Here is an 18,984-nt window from a genome sequence, read left to right on the forward strand (position 1 = left end):
TTTTTTGTATAATCATGTTGTTCATAATTGCTTTCTTTTGGATTTACACACAGCCTTAACCTATTTAATAGATGAAAATGATAAAATAGAGATAAAATAGAAGGAGTATTGTATGAGTCAATTAAAAGATGCATCACTAGAATTACATCGAAAACTTCAAGGGAAAATTGAAGTCGATATTAAACAACCGGTAACATCACAAGAGGACCTGAGACTTTTGTATTCTCCAGGCGTTGCAGAGCCTTGTCTTCAAATAAAAGAAGATCTCAATAAGGTCTACGACTATACATGGAAGGGCAATACGGTCGCGGTGATCAGTAACGGTTCTGCTGTCTTAGGGTTAGGTGATATTGGTGCGGAGGCGGGCCTTCCGGTTATGGAAGGAAAGGCAATGCTCTTCAAAGCCTTTTCAGGTCTCAATGCGATTCCTTTAGTGATTGATGCGCAAACACCTGAAGACATCATTGCATTTTGTGAGATGGTTGCACCATCATTTGGTGCGATTAATTTAGAAGACATTAAGGCCCCTGAATGTGTCCTTATTGAAGAAACATTACAGCGTTCATTATCAATCCCTGTATTTCATGATGATCAACACGGGACCGCAATTGTTGTTCTGGCAGGACTAATCAATGCCTGTCGTCTTGTGGGAAAAGCGTTAGCTGACACCAAGATTGTGATCTCAGGAACGGGTGCTGCAGGGAGTGCGATTATCAAGATGCTTTATGCATACGGTGCACGAAATCTTTATGCGACAAACAGCCAAGGCATTATCTCAACAACACAGTCATATGAAGATGATGCGGTTGTAGCGGATTTATGTCAGTATCTAAGCGATGACTTGGAAGCCCAAACATTACAAGACTTACTTGTGGATGCAGATATTTTTATTGGTGTTTCCATTGCGAATTTATTGACGGAACAAGATATTGCGTCAATGCATAAAGATGCTATTGTTTTTGCACTTGCAAATCCAAATCCAGAAGTTCCTTACGACAAAGCAATTAAAGGCGGCGCACGTGTTGTTGGGACGGGACGCTCCGATTATCCCAATCAAATTAATAATGTCCTCGCCTTTCCAGGAATTTTTAAAGGTGCTCTCTCCGTTTATGCAACGGAAATTAATGCATCCATGAAACTTGCTGCTGCACAAGCTATCGCAAGTTTAATTACCGAAGAAGAACTGAGTGAAACATATATTATTCCAAGTGTACTTGATCCACGTGTTGTGGATGCAGTATCAAACGCAGTAGCTCAAAAAGCCATTGAAACGGGTGTTGCAAAGGAGGACTAAATGTCAACATTTGAAGATAAGTTTGGACGTATTGAGATTTCAAACGATGCACTTTGGGGTGTTAATACCCAACGGAGCATTGAAAATTTTCCAATTGGTCAGGAAACCATGCCTAAATCCTTGATTGAATCCTTGATTGTTTTAAAAAAAGTTTCGGCCCAAGTTCACCATGCTCATCATAAAATAGCGGAACACACGGTTCGTGCAATAACTGATGCATGCGATTTTATCTTAGAAAATGATTTAGACGATGCATTTCCGCTTTCAATTTGGCAAACCGGAAGTGGTACCCAAACAAATATGAATGTGAATGAAGTGATTGCACACATTGCAAACACGCACTTTAAAGGGGAAGGCGTTCACCCCAATGACCATGTTAATTATGCTCAAAGTTCTAATGATATGTTCCCAACTGCCATGCATTTAAGTACGGTTTTGTTGATTAAAACTCGGCTCATTCCAAGTATGGAACACATGATTGAAACATTTGATCAATTAATCGCAGAATATGGATCTATAATGAAAACCGGTCGAACACATCTTCAAGATGCAACACCGATTACGTTTGGTCAAGAGCTTGGGGCATGGCGGCATATGTATCATGAAGGCCTTGAACAATTACATATGTGCTTAGAGTCTTTGCGATCTCTTGCAATTGGTGCCACAGCGGTCGGTACGGGTTTAAATGCTTACGAAGGGTTTGACCAAGCGGTATGTGATGCTTTGAATCAAATGTATCACGAATCGTTTAGACCGACTCCCAATAAATTCCATGCCATCAGTTCTAAAGACAGTTTTGTTTTCTTACAAGGCGCCCTAGCCGCTATTGCTTCAAACAGTATGAAGATGGCAAATGATATCCGTTTTTTAGCCAGTGGACCGCGTTGTGGTTTGGGAGAAATCGTATTGCCTGAAAATGAAGCGGGGAGCTCGATCATGCCTGGAAAGGTGAATCCAACACAGTGTGAAGCCTTAATGATGGTGTGTGCACAAGTTATGGGAAATCAAACTGCCATTACCATTGGTGCGGCATTGGGGAATTTCCAATTAAATACCTTTATGCCATTAATTATCCATAACACCAGTCAGTCAATTTGCTTACTTTCGGATGCTTTGAATTCTTTTAACCTTCGATGTTTAAAAGGGCTTGATGTTGATACACACCAAATGTCCGATAATCTGCATCAATCTTTAATGACTGCCACATTTTTAAATCGTAAGTTTGGTTACGATCAGACCGCGAAAATTGTGAATCAAGCTCATCAAGAGGGTAAAAGCATAAAAACGGTCGTAGTAGAACTTGGGGCAATGCGTCCCGATGAATTTGATGCATTTTTTGATTATCAAAAAATGATTAAACCTGACGAAGCCCAGTAATATTTAAATGAACTTAAAGACAAAATGGAGAACGGTATGAAAAACCAAAATGTTCGTATTGAATATGATTCTTTAGGGAGCGTTAAGGTTCCTAAGGATGCTTTGTATGGTGCACAAACAGTCCGTGCACTTCAAAATTTTCAGATAACAGGAAGACGTGTCAATGATATGATGTACCTAGCATTGGCTCAGGTTAAAAAGGCGTGTGCCCTTGCCAATAAATCAGTGGGTGAGTTGGATGGACCTCGCTGTGATGCAATTGTTTTTGCATGTGATGAGATTATAAGTGGTAAGTATAAAGATGCATTTATCACAGATGCGATTCAAGGAGGTGCGGGGACGTCCATGAATATGAATGTAAATGAAATTATCGCTAATCGGGCAGCCCAAATATTAAACCGGCCGATTGGTGTTTATGACTACATCCATCCCAATGATCATGTGAATCGGGCACAGTCTACAAACGACATCATTCCAACAGCTGGAAAACTAACGGTTTTAAATCTTGGGATGTTGTTGGTTGAAGAGATGACCTTTCTCGCAGATACATTTCATGCGAAAGCCCTGGAATTTAGTAAGATCATCAAAGTCGGACGGACCCATCTTCAAGATGCCGTTTTGATTTCAATGGGGCAAGTCTTTCATAGTTATGAGTCTGTAATACGCCGTGATATCCAACGGTTAAAACAGTCTCTGAGTGAAATGCAAGTTATTAATTTAGGGGCAACCGCAGTAGGGACGGGCATTAATTCAGTTGAAGGGTATCGCGAACAAGCTGTTTCGCACTTAAGTCGAATTACAGGAAAATCTTTTGTAAGTGCAGAAGACCTCGTCGATGCAACCAAGCACGTCGATGGCTTTGCGAATGTTCATAGTTCATTAAAGACCTTTGCGGTAGGCTTATCGCGAATTTGTAATGACATCCGGATGATGGCATCAGGACCCAAGGTAGGGTTTAATGAAATATTTCTTCCTGAAAAACAACCGGGAAGTTCAATCATGCCGGGTAAAGTTAATCCAGTGATACCTGAAGTTGTGAATCAAGTTTGTTTTCAAGTGATTGGTAATGATGCGACGGTTACTCTTGCCGCCGAAGCCGGGCAAATGGAGTTGAATGTGTTTGAACCCGTTTTATTCGATAACTTGTTTGAATCCTTGGAGATTTTACGCCATGCATGCGCAACGTTACGCATTCATGCAATTCAGGATATTAAAGTTAATGAACATCGCATTCAAGATTACGTGGAACACTCACTTGCGATGGCAACAGCATTGGTGAAATATTTGGGTTATGAGAAAGTTTCTGAAATTACCAGACAAGCCCTTAAAGAAAATAAATCACTTAAGACTTTAGTCCTTGAACAAGGCTTGATGAGTGAGGCTGAGGTGGATGAGGCTTTAAAACCCGAATCCATGATTCATCCACGGTAAGCCTGAAATAAACGTTTTAATTGAAAAAACACAGTAAAAATTCTGTGTTTTTTCGTAAAATAAGGGGGGATTTGATGCGTAAACTTGGTTACATTTTTACGATTTTAACGGCATTGCTTTTGTTTAATATTACGTTTACACAATTTGATCGAGGCTATAAAGCAAGTCAAAATTTGCTTTTTAAACAAGAACAGCTTAATGGGTCAATGAAGACAGTAACTATGAGTTTGAGTATGGAACGGTATCAAGGAAGCCAATCATCGTTTCTTGGCGAACTGATTGCGTTTTTTCAAAAATATAATTATGATGGTGTGATTAATAATCAAGATCGTTATACCAATAATTTCTATGTCTATACGGATCAAAGTCAAGTTTTGAACCACTTAAAACTGAGTGACCGTATCGATGATTTCAATTTTAAATCTCAAGAAGAACAGCGCTCTATTTCAAACAATCCGCTTCACAAAGATGCGACTGCGTACGTATTACCGTTTAATCGTAATGAAAACGCGCCAAAAAGTGATTCCTACAATCCAGAAATCAACTACTATCCGCTTCACTTTTTGGAAAATAGAGACAATCAGTCGGAGCATCTCATTGTTGGTCTTCAAGTATTTGTGCAACCGGAAAAGATGGGAACGTTTAAAGATGCATTTTATAACGATTTTCTGCAACCACTGATTCCCTGTGCGGATGTAAGTGATCACGCCTACTGTGGTATGGTGATTTCAGATGATTCTAGAGAAGTTGAAGTACTTGATCAACTCATGCAGCTGAACGCTTTCACCAATCCGTTTGAATTTCCCAATTCACTCTTAATTTTAACGATTGGGACGTTATTTACCATTCTTGTCATGATTAATTTGGAAGAAAATCGTGAAATCACCATTCGACACCTCCATGGCAACCGACCGATTCTTATCTTTAAGAAAATCTTTCTAAGACCCGTTTTAGGATATCTCGCTGTTTTCATAAGCACATTCATCGTGATGAGTGTGATAAACATTGGTTTCATTCACACGATCTCACTACGATATCTTCGTAATTTAGGCATACTTACAGCAATCTATTTTGGGTTTGTCATGGTTACAATAATCCTGTTTTTCTTATTTCAAACTTTTACTGTAAAAAGCATGTTTCTAAAGAGACGTACAAAATCTAGGATTATCCAGATTGTTATTCCATGGTTTAAAATCGTTGCGGTAGTAATCTTAGCGATTCCCTTGGTAGGAATCTATGATTCCTATCAAAACATTCGACAATATAAACATATTGTTTCGAAGACCCCAGCATTGCAATCAGGATTAATGATCAGTTCAATTAACTATGGTTATGACACGACATCGAGTGAATCGGATGCGTTTAATATGAAGGTCTTTGAATTGGTAGAACATTATGGTTTATCGTATATCAATAGTGATTCAATGATAGATCGTTATGGAGACCTGGGATACATTATTACAAATCGGAATGCACTTAACGGTGAGTCAATTCTCACAAGAGAGGGTCATGTTCTTGATTTAAGGAGACTTGAAAGGAACACGATGCTTGTACCTGAAGGCAGTGAGGATATGCCAATACCACATTTTGAAGTGGATACCATCCCAGTCCGTCAAACACCAAACGTCGCCTCAACAACGTACCAAAATACCCGCAATAGCATTCGTAGGAACGTCCCCATCTTAATAGTAGTGACGCCAGACGCACAATTTGTGGAGTGGATTAGTACGAATTCAGTCTTTGCTTCACAATCGAAGGAAGCTTCTTTTAATCACGTTGTTCAAGAGATTTCAAAGTGGAGCGATATGCCTGAAATCACAAGATTAGAAGACGTCTTTGAAACAACGATGACACTGTATAAAGAAAATCAATTTAAATTTTATGTGATGTTCGGTGCAATCTTATCGCTCATGGTCTTGTTTTCAAGCTTGATTTTTGAGATGTTTATCGACCAAAAAGGTATGGAAGTTTCAGTACAGTATCTCCAGGGGAAACATCACATGGAACGCTATGGTGGCGTGATTGTGTGGAATATGATGTCTGTTGTGGTTGGCTATGTGATTGTGATTATGTATTCAACGAGGATGGCTTCAGAAGGGAGTCCAAAGATTTCGATTCAAAGTCTAACATTTCTATCATTTCTTGTACTCTTAACGGATTTTATCTGGATGATTTACCAAATTCGAAAATTTGAAAATGAACATGTGTTGTATTTCTTGAAAGGAGATTTAGGATGATTCAACTTGAAAACATTACCAAAACATTTGGAAATCGTGTAATTCTTAAAGATTATTCGCTTACGATTCCTCAAAACAGTTTTACGATTATTGCCGGTCCTTCGGGATCTGGAAAAAGTACGCTTTTAAATATCATGGGGCTTTTGGATGTTCCGGATAGCGGGGATGTCACAATTTTAACCCAGCGAAATCTTAAACCCTTTTCACGGAGGGCAACCACCATGTTACGCAATCATATTGGCTATTTATTTCAAAACTTCGCATTGGTTCCAGAAAAGACCGTAGCCTATAATTTAAAAATTGCGATGGAAGGGTTAAAGACTTCTCAAGATACGATGCTTGATGCCTTGAATCAGGTAGGACTGCCCAATATTTTAGATCAACATGTTTATCAATGTTCCGGGGGAGAACAACAACGAATTGCGATTGCCCGATTACTCCTTAAACCTTGTGATCTGATTCTTGCGGATGAACCTACGGGTAGTTTAGACGCAGCGAATAAATATCTTATTTTTGATCTTCTAAAAGATTTACAGGCGCGTGGGAAAACGGTTGTTGTTGTAACGCATGATCAAGATTTAATCGCGCTCGCAGATCATGTTATTTATTTAGAAACTTAAAATAGACGTCATTAAGTGTCGTCTATTTTCGTTATAATTTTAGACAGGAGGTGGTTTACATGAATCTGGTCTTTGATTATGAGAAAGAGCCGTCACGCGATATATTATGCATTGATTGTAAAAGTTTTTACGCATCGTGTGAGGCCGTTGCCCGGGGTTTAAATCCATTAAAAACGAAATTAGTGGTGATGAGTTATCCCAGTGAGAGCGTTCGTGAACGTGGCAGTGGACTGATACTTGCTTCAAGTCCGATGGCTAAGAAAGCATTTGGAATCAGCAATGTAAGTCGTGCACGTGATTTACCGTTTCCATATCCTGAAGACCTCGTGATTGCACCCCCCAGAATGAATCTTTACATGGCCATTCACCGACAGATTAATGAAATTTTCCGATGTTATGTTGATGATCAAAATGTTTCAACATATTCGGTCGATGAGACATTTTTAGATGTTACGGATTCACTAACATACTTTAATTGTAAGAGTGCCTACGAACTGGCGAAGATGATTCAAACGCATGTTTACAATGATACGGGAATTTATACGACGGTTGGTATTGGTGATAATCCATTGCTTGCGAAACTTGCACTTGATAATGAAGCGAAGCATACTCGCGATATGAAAGCGGAATGGCGCTATGAAGATGTCGCAACAAAACTTTGGAAGATTGAAAGCATTACCGATTTTTGGGGGATTGGAAATCGTACTGCTTTGCGTCTTAAACGTATGGGGATTGAGACCATTGAGCAACTCGCACACGCCAACTACAATCATCTAAAAAAAGAGATGGGCGTAATTGGTTTGCAACTTTATGCCCATGCATGGGGTATCGACCGTACGTTTTTAGGTGAAGTGTATACGCCAAAATCAAAATCAATTGGAAACTCCCAGGTTTTAAATCGCGATTATACTAACAAACAGGAAATTATCGTGGTCATTCGTGAAATGGCCGACCAAGTCGCAACACGGCTTCGTAAGGAAAATAAATACACCAAATGCATTGGGTTATGGATTGGCTATTCACTGAGCTATATTGATGATACTGGAAAAACGGGATTTAGTAAGCAAGTGAAAATTGAGGCAACCAATAACAGTGCACGGATTGCGGAAGCGTTACTCAAAATTTTTGATCAGTATTACGATGTTCAAGTTGTACGAAATCTCGGTATTAATTGCACTCAACTGGAAAGTCCAACCCAAGATCAACTTAATCTTTTTGAGCCGATTGAAATTGTGGATCGCGATCGCAAATTGGATCAAGTGGTTGATGATGTACGCACGAAGTTTGGCTTTACAAAACTTGTTTACGCGAGCAGTTTGACACAAGGTGGGCGTGCCATTGCTCGAAGTTCCTTAGTAGGAGGGCATGCAGGGGGCATGGAAGGGATTGAAAGTCGAGGTTGTGATGATGACACGGAGAAGAACAAAAAAAACATTTACAAATTATAACGACTATCATGATCGTCCTTTTGGTTTGAAATGGGGAACTGCCTTTGCTTTATCAGAACTTACAAAAACAATTAATGAAGGACAAACTCATGCGACAAAGGAAGTCATTGAACTTCCACAAATGACTCGAGAAGAAATGGACTCAGTGCTCCAACATGCTTTTACCAAGTCCTGTCGCATCAGCATTCAAGTCAACATACGGGATGGAAACAATCGCCTCATCGATACGATTACGGGTTCCTTTACGGGTTACTCAGATTACATGTATCTTTATGTTGGAAACAACATTGTCAGTTGGGATGTTATTCGACATATTACGATTCTAAGTGATCCCGTGAAGGATTAAAAAAACATCTGAAGATTTACCATATACCACCACGTCAGTAACTACGGTGTAGATATAGCCATAAGAGTAGAAACAAATGTTTTATGGAAAAAATCAAAAATGACATTTTGACGTATAAACCTTAGAAAAAACATAAAGTAAAAAAGACACACGATTCTTGTGTGTCTTTTGCTTATATAAATTCAATGGTTAAGATTTTCGTTTTATGAACCAAGCACCAGCGACCAATACTAGACTTCCCATAACTTTGGCTGAAACATTGCTTTGCACGCCTGTTTGAGGTAGTGTTTCTGCTGTTGTTTGAACTGTTGTTTGAGTTGTGGTTGAAGGTGTGGGCTTCTTATCTGTTATCGTGTCAATGATTTTGGTGTCATCATCTTTAGGTGATGGCATGCTAGGTTCACTGTTACGGAATTTTAAGGAACTCATAGCATTCTCTAAAGCTGTAACCCACGCATCGACATCATGTTGTTGTGTGATGTTACGATGTTCTTCAATGGAAGCTAATGCATCTGTAATCACTTCAAAGTTTTCGTAGTCATCTGCGTTTAATTTTGCGACACGATCTTTTAATGCATTAAGTCTCGAGTAATCAGCCTTTTTTAATTGAAGATTTTTGATAGCTGCTCCAAGGTGTTTGTTTGTTTCATCTACTTTAGTTTGTTCGGGAATGCGGTAGGAGCGAACAATAGAATCCACAAGTTCTTGAAGTTTCGCAACAGATTCATCAGTATAAAGGTCAAGATCTTGAGGAATTGCACCGAGTGTATGATCAAGCTCTGAATAGTCTGCAGGTTTCACCATGTGATCTGCGTGTCGTGTCGCAAAAGCATCCATGAGTTCCATAATATGATTCATACCATGATCTTGTGAAGGATCATCAGCCCAAATGGCTTGCATGCTTCCAATTGATGGAATCGTACTGCCGCCAGCTAATACATTGAAATCGTTCGCTTGTGTTCGTTTAAGCGCGTCTTTGAGGTTATAACCATCTTTATCGATGCGACCTAAAACCCAGTACCAACCATCATTTGTATTAAGAATTGGGTGTCCTTTTGATGCAAAGTATTGCGGTTTTGCGACATTAAATCCCCACCATCCTGAGGTCCAATAAGAAATAATGATGTCTTGATCAAAGGTTCCATATTGGTCGTTGCTGTTGTAGTAGATTCCGTCATTAAAACTCATGGGTTTCATCCCGGCATCTTTGATAATCTTAGCTAAAGTATTAGCATACTCTATAAAGTCATCATAGAGGCCTTTTTTCTGAAGTTCACCCCATCCTGGTGATGTGAAGACGTCGTTTGCATATTCATCAGCACCAAAGTTGAAGATGGATGATGCACCTGAATCGCCGAAGAAATCGACATACTTTTTAGTTAAGTCCTGAACAAAGGCAATCGCTTCTTTGTTCTCAATATTTACAGTTCGCTTCGAAATCTTACCGTTGTTTTGGTAACGAACGTCTGTTAATCCAAGTTCTTCCATAGCTACAAGAATAGCATCCATATGTCCTGGGCTATTGATAACAGGAATTATATCGATTCCAATTGATTTAGCGTGTTTTAAAATGCGCGTCATTTCCACTTCAGTTAAAACATCACCGTGAGGATCATCATAATAGCTTTTGTTTCCGGCTGTGATTGCGTTTTTAACTGCATCGCTTTCAAATGTTTTCCCCTGTACATTCATGGACATATCATCCAAAACAAAGCGTAGACCATCATTTCCAAGAAGTATCTGTACTCCAGTATAACCATTTTGATGCGCGTGATTGATGATGTCCATTAATTGATCTTCAGAAAAGTATTTTCGACCGGCATCAATCGAAAGAATGCTTAAAGGGACGTTGGCGGGTTCGTCCGCATAGACCTTATTTCCAAAACCAGCGAGTGCTAATCCAAAACTTAATGCTAAGATTACGAATTGCTTCTTTAAGTATTTCATTGTTTCCTCCTTATAGTTTCGGTTCACGTTACTTTAACCTCCTTCCAAAGAAAAAGACAGGACAATTACAAAAACGACGTTTTGTAATCACCCTGCCTAATTAAATAGTAACATGTGAACATTCATTTACATTACCAAAATACATGAGAACAACTGTGTTGTCAAGAGGTTATCGATAAAAATGATACCGGTATCATTAATTTCACAATGGATTGCGTTAAAGGTCTATTTTTTAAGGTTTTTAGGTGCCTAAATCTTAAGAAATCTTAATAGAGACCTTAAATAGCCGCTAAACGAAAAAAAATCTTTACATGACGTTCGAAATATTTTATTTTAATTTCAGAAACATATCAAAATGCAACAGAATGTTTCAAAAAAGAACAGAGGGGATAAACGTTATGACATACAGAACAAAACACAAAACACGTTTTTTAAAATGTGTCTTATGTGCTTGTATTGGTTTTACGGTTTTGATGCATAAAACAACACTGATTAATGCGCAAGAACTAACACAAGCCGAACAGGACTTAAAATATTATTCAGAGTTGACACCTGACCGAGCATTGATAATGTTTAAAGCATATTTATACTCATTTGAAGGCATGACTGAAGAACGGGCCAATCATTATATTAATCAGGTAAAAAAACTACCGGTAGATCAACAAGCAGCAAAAATTGTGGCGCTCAAGAAACCGTTTGAAGAACGTAAAATTCGAGAAACGCGACTTAAGGCAATTGAAGCACTAACCGAAGAGATTCGCGGACAATTCTTTTACATTCCATCTGGGGTGAAAGAAAATTATATCGAGCTTATACAAAGTGCCCCCCTTGAGGCACTGGCTACGTATCGCGAAGAACTTCTTGCCTTGGATAAAAAGAATTCCTTGATGGCAGATATTTATTTAAAACTTCGAGACGATCTTTTTAAGATGAAGTTTCTAACTCAAAGTGAAAAGAATCATTATGATAATGAGATGGAGTCTGCGTACAATGATAAAAATGAATATATGATGCAAAGTGTCTTTAAGCGAGCACAAGAGGCAAACGAAAAAGCACGTTTAAAAGCACCCGAGACACTTCTTGAAAACGCTAAAGTAAAAGCAAGAAGTCAAATAAATCGTTTGTACACCATGGAAGCATCAATCGATCATGAATTTAAGGCATTACCGAATACAGCATTTTACCAAGGATATAAACCTTTTTGGAAACAATATCAAGCGATGCGGATTCCAAAAGCAGCGATGTTAGCGGAATTGGAAAATAAAAATCGCGTGGAAGATGTTGAAGCGTATGTTTCTCAAAAGGTAATGCACCACATGGATTTTGTCTCATTAGAGTATTCCGCACGAAAAGCGTTAAGTTTAGCTCAACGCTATCCAAATCTGTCATCCGTTCAAACTTATCTTGCGGAAGATATATTTAAAACATGGCCTCAAGGCGATTTATCAGGATTATCGTTTGTAGCAGATAAACGACTTCAACGGATTGAAGATGCCATCCAAGAATATAAGAAACAGCCAATCAAGCCGATTGCACCAGAAAAACCAAAAGAGGTTATCCTTAAGAATCGGTGGGAAAAAACAGCGGGAAAATCAGCATACTTTGATGAACACGGGAATCGTGTTAAAAATACATGGAAAAAAATCGGTCAAAACAACTACTACTTTAGTAAAGATGGACTGCCTTTAACTGGGTTTTTTAATGTAAATCAAAAACGTTATTATGCAACGGCTGAAAAAGGAACGACATCAGGGTGGCATAAAGTTCATAAAAAGTGGTACTTAACAGAACACGATGGTTCCATAGCCACGGGATGGAAAAAGGTTAAGAATCAGTGGTATTATCTTGAGAACTCAGGTGAAATGGCTTCGGGTTGGAAAAAAGTTTCGAACAAGTGGTATTATCTTGAGGAATCTGGTGCGATGGCAACTGGTTGGAAAAAAATAAACAACAAATGGTATTACCTCGAAAATTCGGGCGCGATGGCAACCGGATGGAAGAAGGTAAACAACAAATGGTACTACCTTGAAAATGCTGGAACGATGGCAACTGGATGGAAGAAGGTAAACAACAAATGGTATTACCTCGAAAATTCGGGCGCGATGGCAATCGGATGGAAGAAAATAAATCAAAAATGGTACTATCTCAATGATTCAGGAGCCATGATAACCGGACGACACAAAATCCAAGGGAAATGGTATCGATTTAACCAAAATGGTGCGATGCTATAAATAATAAGGAAACACTTCGTTTAGAAGTGTTTTTTTTTATACTTTCGTAGCGGTAGATGAAAAGGAGATGAAAAGAGGTGTAAGCGCTTCTTAAACAATGGCGGTATGCTATACTTTGTATAAGTATTTCATGTATTTTATCGGACATCTTTGTGAAGATCCGCTTTCAACGAATTCTATAAAAATTTGTGTCTAAAACTGATTATGGGGTAGGAGGATGTCATGAATAAAATTAAAAATGGAAAAAGTCGTTTGATGTTATTCACACTTGTTGGAATGATGGTATTATCCAGCATAGGTGTGAACGCAGTGACAGAAGGTATTAAGGAAGATGATCAACTTATAAATGAAATTCAAGAAGAGGTCGTCGTTCCAACTGAAACACCAAGTGATGAAGATTCAGATGATGAACTTTTGGACGATGATGTGATTGAAACGGAACACATCGACGATGGAGTTTCTCATGAAAATGATGAGGATGCGCATTCACCGGAAGTTAAACCGGAACGCGAAACAAAGTCTAAAGAAGATGCAGTCCAAAAAGATACGCCTTCGGATTCGATTACGCGCATGAATCCAGGCGATGTGAGTGTTTTTGATACTTTTTCAAATGCATTCAATACAAAATTTGATGTCTATTTAAATGCGGGTGAAAGCCTTGCAATCGAATGGACCTTTATTCGTAAGTCAGGGATTAATAATAAACATAACTTGGACTATACCCTTGAGGGACCGGGCGTTTCAAAATCGTTGAAATTTGTAGCGATTAATAATACACCGGCAAATGCAGGGTCAAATCAAACGATGTTTGATGTTGGTGATGCTCGTGAAGTGACTGAGGATGCCTTAGCTGGAAATCCTGAGGTCAATAAATTTGATGCAACTAATGAAAATCACTGGCTGAAAGCTCCCGCTTCGGGGATTTATCTTTTTACTATACCGAAGACAAAAAACATAACAGCACGCTATCGTTTCCACATTCTAAAAGCAGATGGAACGCGTGCTTTAGGGCGAACATGGTCTGAACAGATTGAATTGACTCAAAATGCAAATATTTTTGAAGATTTTGTGTTTTATCATATGATGATTGACGGCTATATTTACAAACAATCGCTGTATGGATTTAACGGTCAAGATTCTCTCATTACAAGTGATGCTGCAGGTTTGGTTGAGGAGTCCGATAGTGCTTGTGCTCCAATCTATGAAAGTGCCTTAAAAAAAGGTGGTATTGCTTTTAAGGATGAGGCATTTGGGATTCCCAATTATATCTTAGCAGCCGATGATTCGGATTGTTCAAGTCGAGTAACAAATTATAAACTCTTTGCAAGTGTTCCGGATGACGATATGCCCGAAACCGCAACCTATGCAGATGGTGAATCGACATGGCTAACTCAAGAAATCAAGCTTCCTGAATTTGTAAGTATGACCTACAGTCGTACATCTCATGATACACAAGCTGTTGATGTGCGTGTTGATATTAATAACTATGAAGGACTTGTGGAAGTAAAGGTTGATACCAACAATAATGGATCCTACGATGATGATGTCGATGTGACTTTAAGTACGATTTACCGAAGTGGTCAACCTGTTACACTGAGTTGGCATGGTTTAAATGGACTGGGTGTTCCTGTTCCAATTACTCAAACGGTCCATATTTTCTCAGATATAGATCGAAGTGGTGAGATCCATTTTGTAGGGTATGATATTGAAGACTTGCGTTCGGGTATTACAATTGAACGTATTAATGGTTTAATGCGTCCGATAGCGAATGCAGATGTAGTTTATTGGGATCATCGTCCTGTAAATGATCGTATCGTTAGTGGTTGTGGTCCATTTGAAGGTCAAATGGACGCGACTGCTGGGACAGAGTCTAACGGTAGTTTTAAATGGCGCTATGGTAATGACTGTATTTATCGTAGTGTTGATGGTCAACTTGAAGGAAATGGACCTTTCTTTGGCGCAAACAGTGGACAAGGAAAATCCTTTGGGGATATCGCATACATTCATGAGTGGACGTACGAAAAATTACTTTCACCGGTAGAAATTGATCGTGAAATTCCAGGTCTCAATCCATACTTTCAAATCACTAAAGAGGTCGTTGATGATACCGGTGATTTAATTTTGACACCGGGAGAAGTGTTTACCTATACCATTAAAGCTCATAATGAAGGCAGTGTTATGAGTGATATGAAAATAAAGGATCTTCTAACTGAAGTTCAAAACTACGTAACAGTTGGTGATGGTACCATTGAGGTTAAGCGAAACAATGTGGCGGTTCCAGGTCATACGATTGCATCGTTAATGGGAGGCGGTCTAGAATTTACAGGCATGCTGCCTCTAAATAGTTCGGGCGCAATCCAAGATGAGGTTGAGATTACCTTAACCTTTACCGCAAATGCGAACATCAATTCCATTCCAGCACCCCATCATCTTGACAATACCGCTCATGTTTATTGGGATGTTGATGAGTTAAATGAACAAGGGCAAATCGTTACCACGGAATACGAAAATGACGACAGTGCATTTATTCTCACGGGTGAGTCGGGATTTGAAATTGTGAAGCGAGTAAAAGACTTAGGATTACCGATTGATCGTGGTCATGAAGTGAATGGGATTGTAAGTCCTGGTGAAGCAATTGAGTATGAAATTGAAGTTGAGAATACGAAACAAACTGTGCTTGATTCTGTCGTTATTTATGATGAACTCAAAGAAATTCTAAATAGTATTAAAGAAAAAGAGAGCTTAGGAAGTGTAACAGTTGAAGCTGTTTTTGATCGAGCCGATGGGAATACAGCGACATCAAGTCTCATTACGACAGAACCATTAACCCTTGAAACATTAACAGATAAAAATAAAGGCGTTGAGGTTAAACTCAGTGCGGGGGATCGGGTTACCCTTCGCTTTAAAGTAACAACGATCGATGAATTGGAAGGCGAACTGCTCAGAAACAAAGCCTTCGCAAAACATGAGGAAGAACTTAAAGATTCATCCACATCCATTCCAATTGGATCCAGTGTCTTAATCATCCATAAAAAAGTTACAGATGATGATCTAAGCGGTGCTGTAAGTCAAGGTGAAGCCTTTACTTATGAGATTGTAGTAAAAAATGACGGAAATGCACCCGCTTATAATGTTGAAATCATGGACGATTTTGATGGGGTAGCACCCTTCATTGCGGAACGTCCGGAAGATGTGGTTGTAACGATGATCCACGATGGCGTAACATCGACCTATTCTTTAGCGGAACTGATGAGCGGGATTTATCTTGTACGCCTTGATCCCGGTAAAACCGCGGAACTCAATTTTACGGTATCTTTAAAAGCGACCTTAGATCTTTCAACGATCACCCATCATAATGAAGCGGGAAATCCGGTACTTTATAATGTTGCCTATGCAGATTTTGATCCATCTCCTGAAGTGGAAATTCCAGTTGAATTACCAAAACTTAAAATAGAAAAAAGTGTACTGGATGCAGATGAAAACGGTTGGGTGACTCAAAATGAAACCTTCACGTATACGATTGAAGTTACCAATATAGGACTCGGTTATGCCCATGGTGTAACCATTCAAGATCCTTTTACAGATGTACTGGATTCGATTAAAGAAAAAACTGCGCTTTCTAATGTTGCGGTAAGTTATGTATTTAATCATTTAGAAGGAAAACCCATTGTTTCAACGCTTGATGACGGAACAGACTTAACGCTCCAAAATCTCGTAGATGGATTTAAAGCCCATCTTGGCTCACAAGAATCCATAACACTAACCTTTAGTGTAACAGCATTGGATGATCTCAGCGCATTAGCTTCAGGATCACTTGTGAATAAAGTGACTGCTAAAAATATCTATGAAACAGTTGATGCGACGGCCATTATCTTTGCGGGGAATACAGGATTAAGCATTTATAAAAAAGCAGAAATTGAAGATGACAAACATCTTGCTGAACCTGGCGATACGGTAACGTATACAATAGGAATTTTAAATAAAGGTCCGATGGCTGCTAAGAATGTTTATGTTATTGATCCGATGACTGCGCTTCTTGATGTCATTGAAGAAAAACCTGAAGCGGTAAGTGTCGTATCGACACAAGGCAATACCTATACACTTGCGGATTTAATTCAAGGAATTGTTCTTGCGAATCTTGATGATCAAGAACTTGTGGAATTGGTGTTTACCGTGACATTAAAACCAACACTAGATGTCAGCACCATACCTAATATGAATGAATCCGGGTTCCCGATGATTCCGAATATTGCGACTGTAAATGATGTTCCTACTACTGAAATTGAGGTTCCTGTAGATCTTCCAAAACTTGATCTTGAAAAGCTTGTTACGGAAACTAACGGGGATGATTTTGTGGAAGAGAATGAGGGCTTGACGTATACAATTCACGTTCGAAATCAGTCGAATGTCATGTCATATAAAACAATTATTCGTGATAATTTAAAAGATATCATAAATATCATTCAAGAAAAGGATCATCTAGATCAAGTTGTCTTGAATTATTCGTTTAAAAATCTAAATGATGAACCGGTCACCTCAACGCTTGTAGGGGATACCTCCTTATGCGTTTCGGACTTAGTCGAGGGTATAATTGTAAATCTTGGTGGTTTTGATGAATTAACGTTAACCTTTGAGGTTACTGCAATGTCCAATCTCGAAGGTGTCGAGGAATTTGTGAATACTGCAACGGTTTCAAATCCGTTTGAGGAAATTGAAACGTCCGTGAAAGTTCCCGTTAAAACACCTGATGAACCAACCATTCCTATTACACCGATAAATCCGCCAGAACCGGGTAAGCCACATAAACCATTACTCCCTAGTACTGGAGTATCTGCGTTACCATTACGGGGAATCAGTTTGGGACTCATGGTTGCAGGAACGGTATTAATGGTTCTAAAACGCAAACGAAAATAAATCAATTGAATTATTTTAAGACCTAAGCGACGCTTAGGTCTTTTTTTATGGGAAGCGACGATTTATATGTGTTGAAAAAATGATAAAAAAATGGGACAATAAGTCACAAAGGCTCTAAAAAAATGAGTAAGATATGAAGCGAGGAAAAATCATGACACATAATTTTTGGAAGACATTACCAAAACCTTTTTTTATACTAGCACCGATGGAAGATGTTACGGATGTGGTATTTCGTCATGTTGTAGCAAAAGCAGCACAACCCGATGTTTATTTCACGGAATTTACGAATAGTGAGAGTTATTTCCATGCGAAAGGCCGTGAAAGTCTACGCGGTCGTTTGCTTTTCACTGAGGATGAACAGCCAATTGTTGCACATATTTGGGGTGATAACCCTGATTATTTTCGTGATATGAGTTTTGGATTGGCAGAAATGGGATTTCAAGGGATCGACATCAATATGGGCTGTCCTGCACCCAATGTTTTTAAACATGGTCGAGGTTCGGGTTTGATTTTACGACCGGATGTAGCCTCTGAAATTATCCAAGCCGCAAAGGCAGGCGGTCTTCCAGTAAGTGTGAAAACACGATTAGGACATCGCGATGTTCAAGAGTATAAAATATGGATTGCACATGTCTTACGTCAAGATATTGCGAATTTGTCGATTCATCTTCGAACAAAGACGGAAATGAGCAAGGTTGATGCTCACTGGGAGCTGATTCCTGAAATTTTAAAACTACGTGATGCGATTGCTCCGGACACTTTAATTACAATTAATGGTGATATTATGGATTATCAAATGGGTAAAGACCTTGCAGATCAATACGGTGTCGATGGCGTGATGATTGGACGGGGTATTTTTCATAATCCATTTGCTTTTGAAAAAGAACCGCAAGATCATAGTGCGAAAGAACTTCTTGATCTTTTCCGTTATCATCTTGATCAATACGATCTGTATTCAGCACAAGAACCTGGTTTATCAAAACACTTACACCGCTTCTTTAAGATCTATATTCGAGAATTTAAGGGGGCAAATGATTTAAGAACTGCATTAATGGATACCAAAACGACAGATGAGGCACGTGTAATCTTAGATGCATTTGAAAAAGAACATCGTGAGGTACTGCTTTCAGTTTAAGGTA

The 18,984-nt window shown here is 38.9% G+C and carries 11 protein-coding genes; 10 read left to right on the forward strand and 1 reads right to left on the reverse strand.

Going from position 1 to position 18,984, the window contains the following annotated elements; all coding sequences use genetic code 11:
- Positions 1–112: 112 nt before the first annotated feature.
- From AAG186_RS03855 to AAG186_RS03885, 7 genes are all read left to right on the forward strand, one after another.
- Positions 113–1,294 carry an NADP-dependent malic enzyme gene (locus AAG186_RS03855; RefSeq protein ID WP_342622053.1) on the forward strand — a complete coding sequence of 394 codons (1,182 nt, stop codon included), beginning with the start codon at positions 113–115 and terminating at the stop codon, positions 1,292–1,294.
- Positions 1,295–2,671, forward strand: coding sequence for a class II fumarate hydratase (locus AAG186_RS03860; protein ID WP_342622054.1), 1,377 nt, complete (start codon positions 1,295–1,297; stop codon positions 2,669–2,671).
- A 36-nt stretch (positions 2,672–2,707) separates the two neighbouring features.
- Positions 2,708–4,102, forward strand: a complete 1,395-nt coding sequence (locus AAG186_RS03865; RefSeq protein WP_342622055.1) for an aspartate ammonia-lyase — start codon at positions 2,708–2,710, stop codon at positions 4,100–4,102.
- A 74-nt stretch (positions 4,103–4,176) separates the two neighbouring features.
- Complete coding sequence (locus AAG186_RS03870) at positions 4,177–6,339, forward strand: hypothetical protein (protein WP_342622056.1); 2,163 nt, start codon at positions 4,177–4,179, stop codon at positions 6,337–6,339.
- On the forward strand, positions 6,336–6,959 hold the full coding sequence (locus tag AAG186_RS03875; protein ID WP_161636546.1) for an ATP-binding cassette domain-containing protein: 624 nt from the start codon (positions 6,336–6,338) through the stop codon (positions 6,957–6,959). Before AAG186_RS03870 ends, AAG186_RS03875 begins: the two co-directional genes overlap by 4 nt.
- A 59-nt stretch (positions 6,960–7,018) precedes the next feature.
- A complete protein-coding gene (locus AAG186_RS03880; protein WP_161636545.1) occupies positions 7,019–8,407 on the forward strand; it encodes a Y-family DNA polymerase in 1,389 nt (462 codons plus the stop codon).
- Positions 8,364–8,753 carry a hypothetical protein gene (locus tag AAG186_RS03885; protein ID WP_237558260.1) on the forward strand — a complete coding sequence of 130 codons (390 nt, stop codon included), beginning with the start codon at positions 8,364–8,366 and terminating at the stop codon, positions 8,751–8,753. Before AAG186_RS03880 ends, AAG186_RS03885 begins: the two co-directional genes overlap by 44 nt.
- A 189-nt stretch (positions 8,754–8,942) precedes the next feature.
- Here AAG186_RS03885 and AAG186_RS03890 read toward each other — a convergent pair whose 3' ends face one another.
- Positions 8,943–10,700 carry a family 20 glycosylhydrolase gene (locus tag AAG186_RS03890; RefSeq protein ID WP_342622057.1) on the reverse strand — a complete coding sequence of 586 codons (1,758 nt, stop codon included), beginning with the start codon at positions 10,698–10,700 and terminating at the stop codon, positions 8,943–8,945.
- A gap of 398 nt (positions 10,701–11,098) precedes the next feature.
- Here AAG186_RS03890 and AAG186_RS03895 point away from each other — a divergent pair, with 398 nt between their 5' ends.
- From AAG186_RS03895 to AAG186_RS03905, 3 genes are all read left to right on the forward strand, one after another.
- The gene (locus tag AAG186_RS03895) at positions 11,099–12,931 is read left to right on the forward strand and encodes an N-acetylmuramoyl-L-alanine amidase family protein (RefSeq protein ID WP_342622058.1); all 1,833 of its coding nucleotides are present in this window, start codon (positions 11,099–11,101) and stop codon (positions 12,929–12,931) included.
- A gap of 222 nt (positions 12,932–13,153) precedes the next feature.
- On the forward strand, positions 13,154–17,845 hold the full coding sequence (locus AAG186_RS03900; RefSeq protein WP_342622059.1) for a hypothetical protein: 4,692 nt from the start codon (positions 13,154–13,156) through the stop codon (positions 17,843–17,845).
- Positions 17,846–17,978: 133 nt separating this feature from the next.
- Entirely contained in the window at positions 17,979–18,980 is a 1,002-nt protein-coding gene (locus AAG186_RS03905; protein ID WP_342622060.1) for a tRNA-dihydrouridine synthase, read from the forward strand.
- Positions 18,981–18,984 lie beyond the last annotated feature (4 nt).

The organism is Erysipelothrix sp. P66, assembly GCF_038682365.1.
GTDB classification, from domain to species: Bacteria; Bacillota_I; Bacilli_A; order Erysipelotrichales; family Erysipelotrichaceae; genus Erysipelothrix; species Erysipelothrix piscisicarius.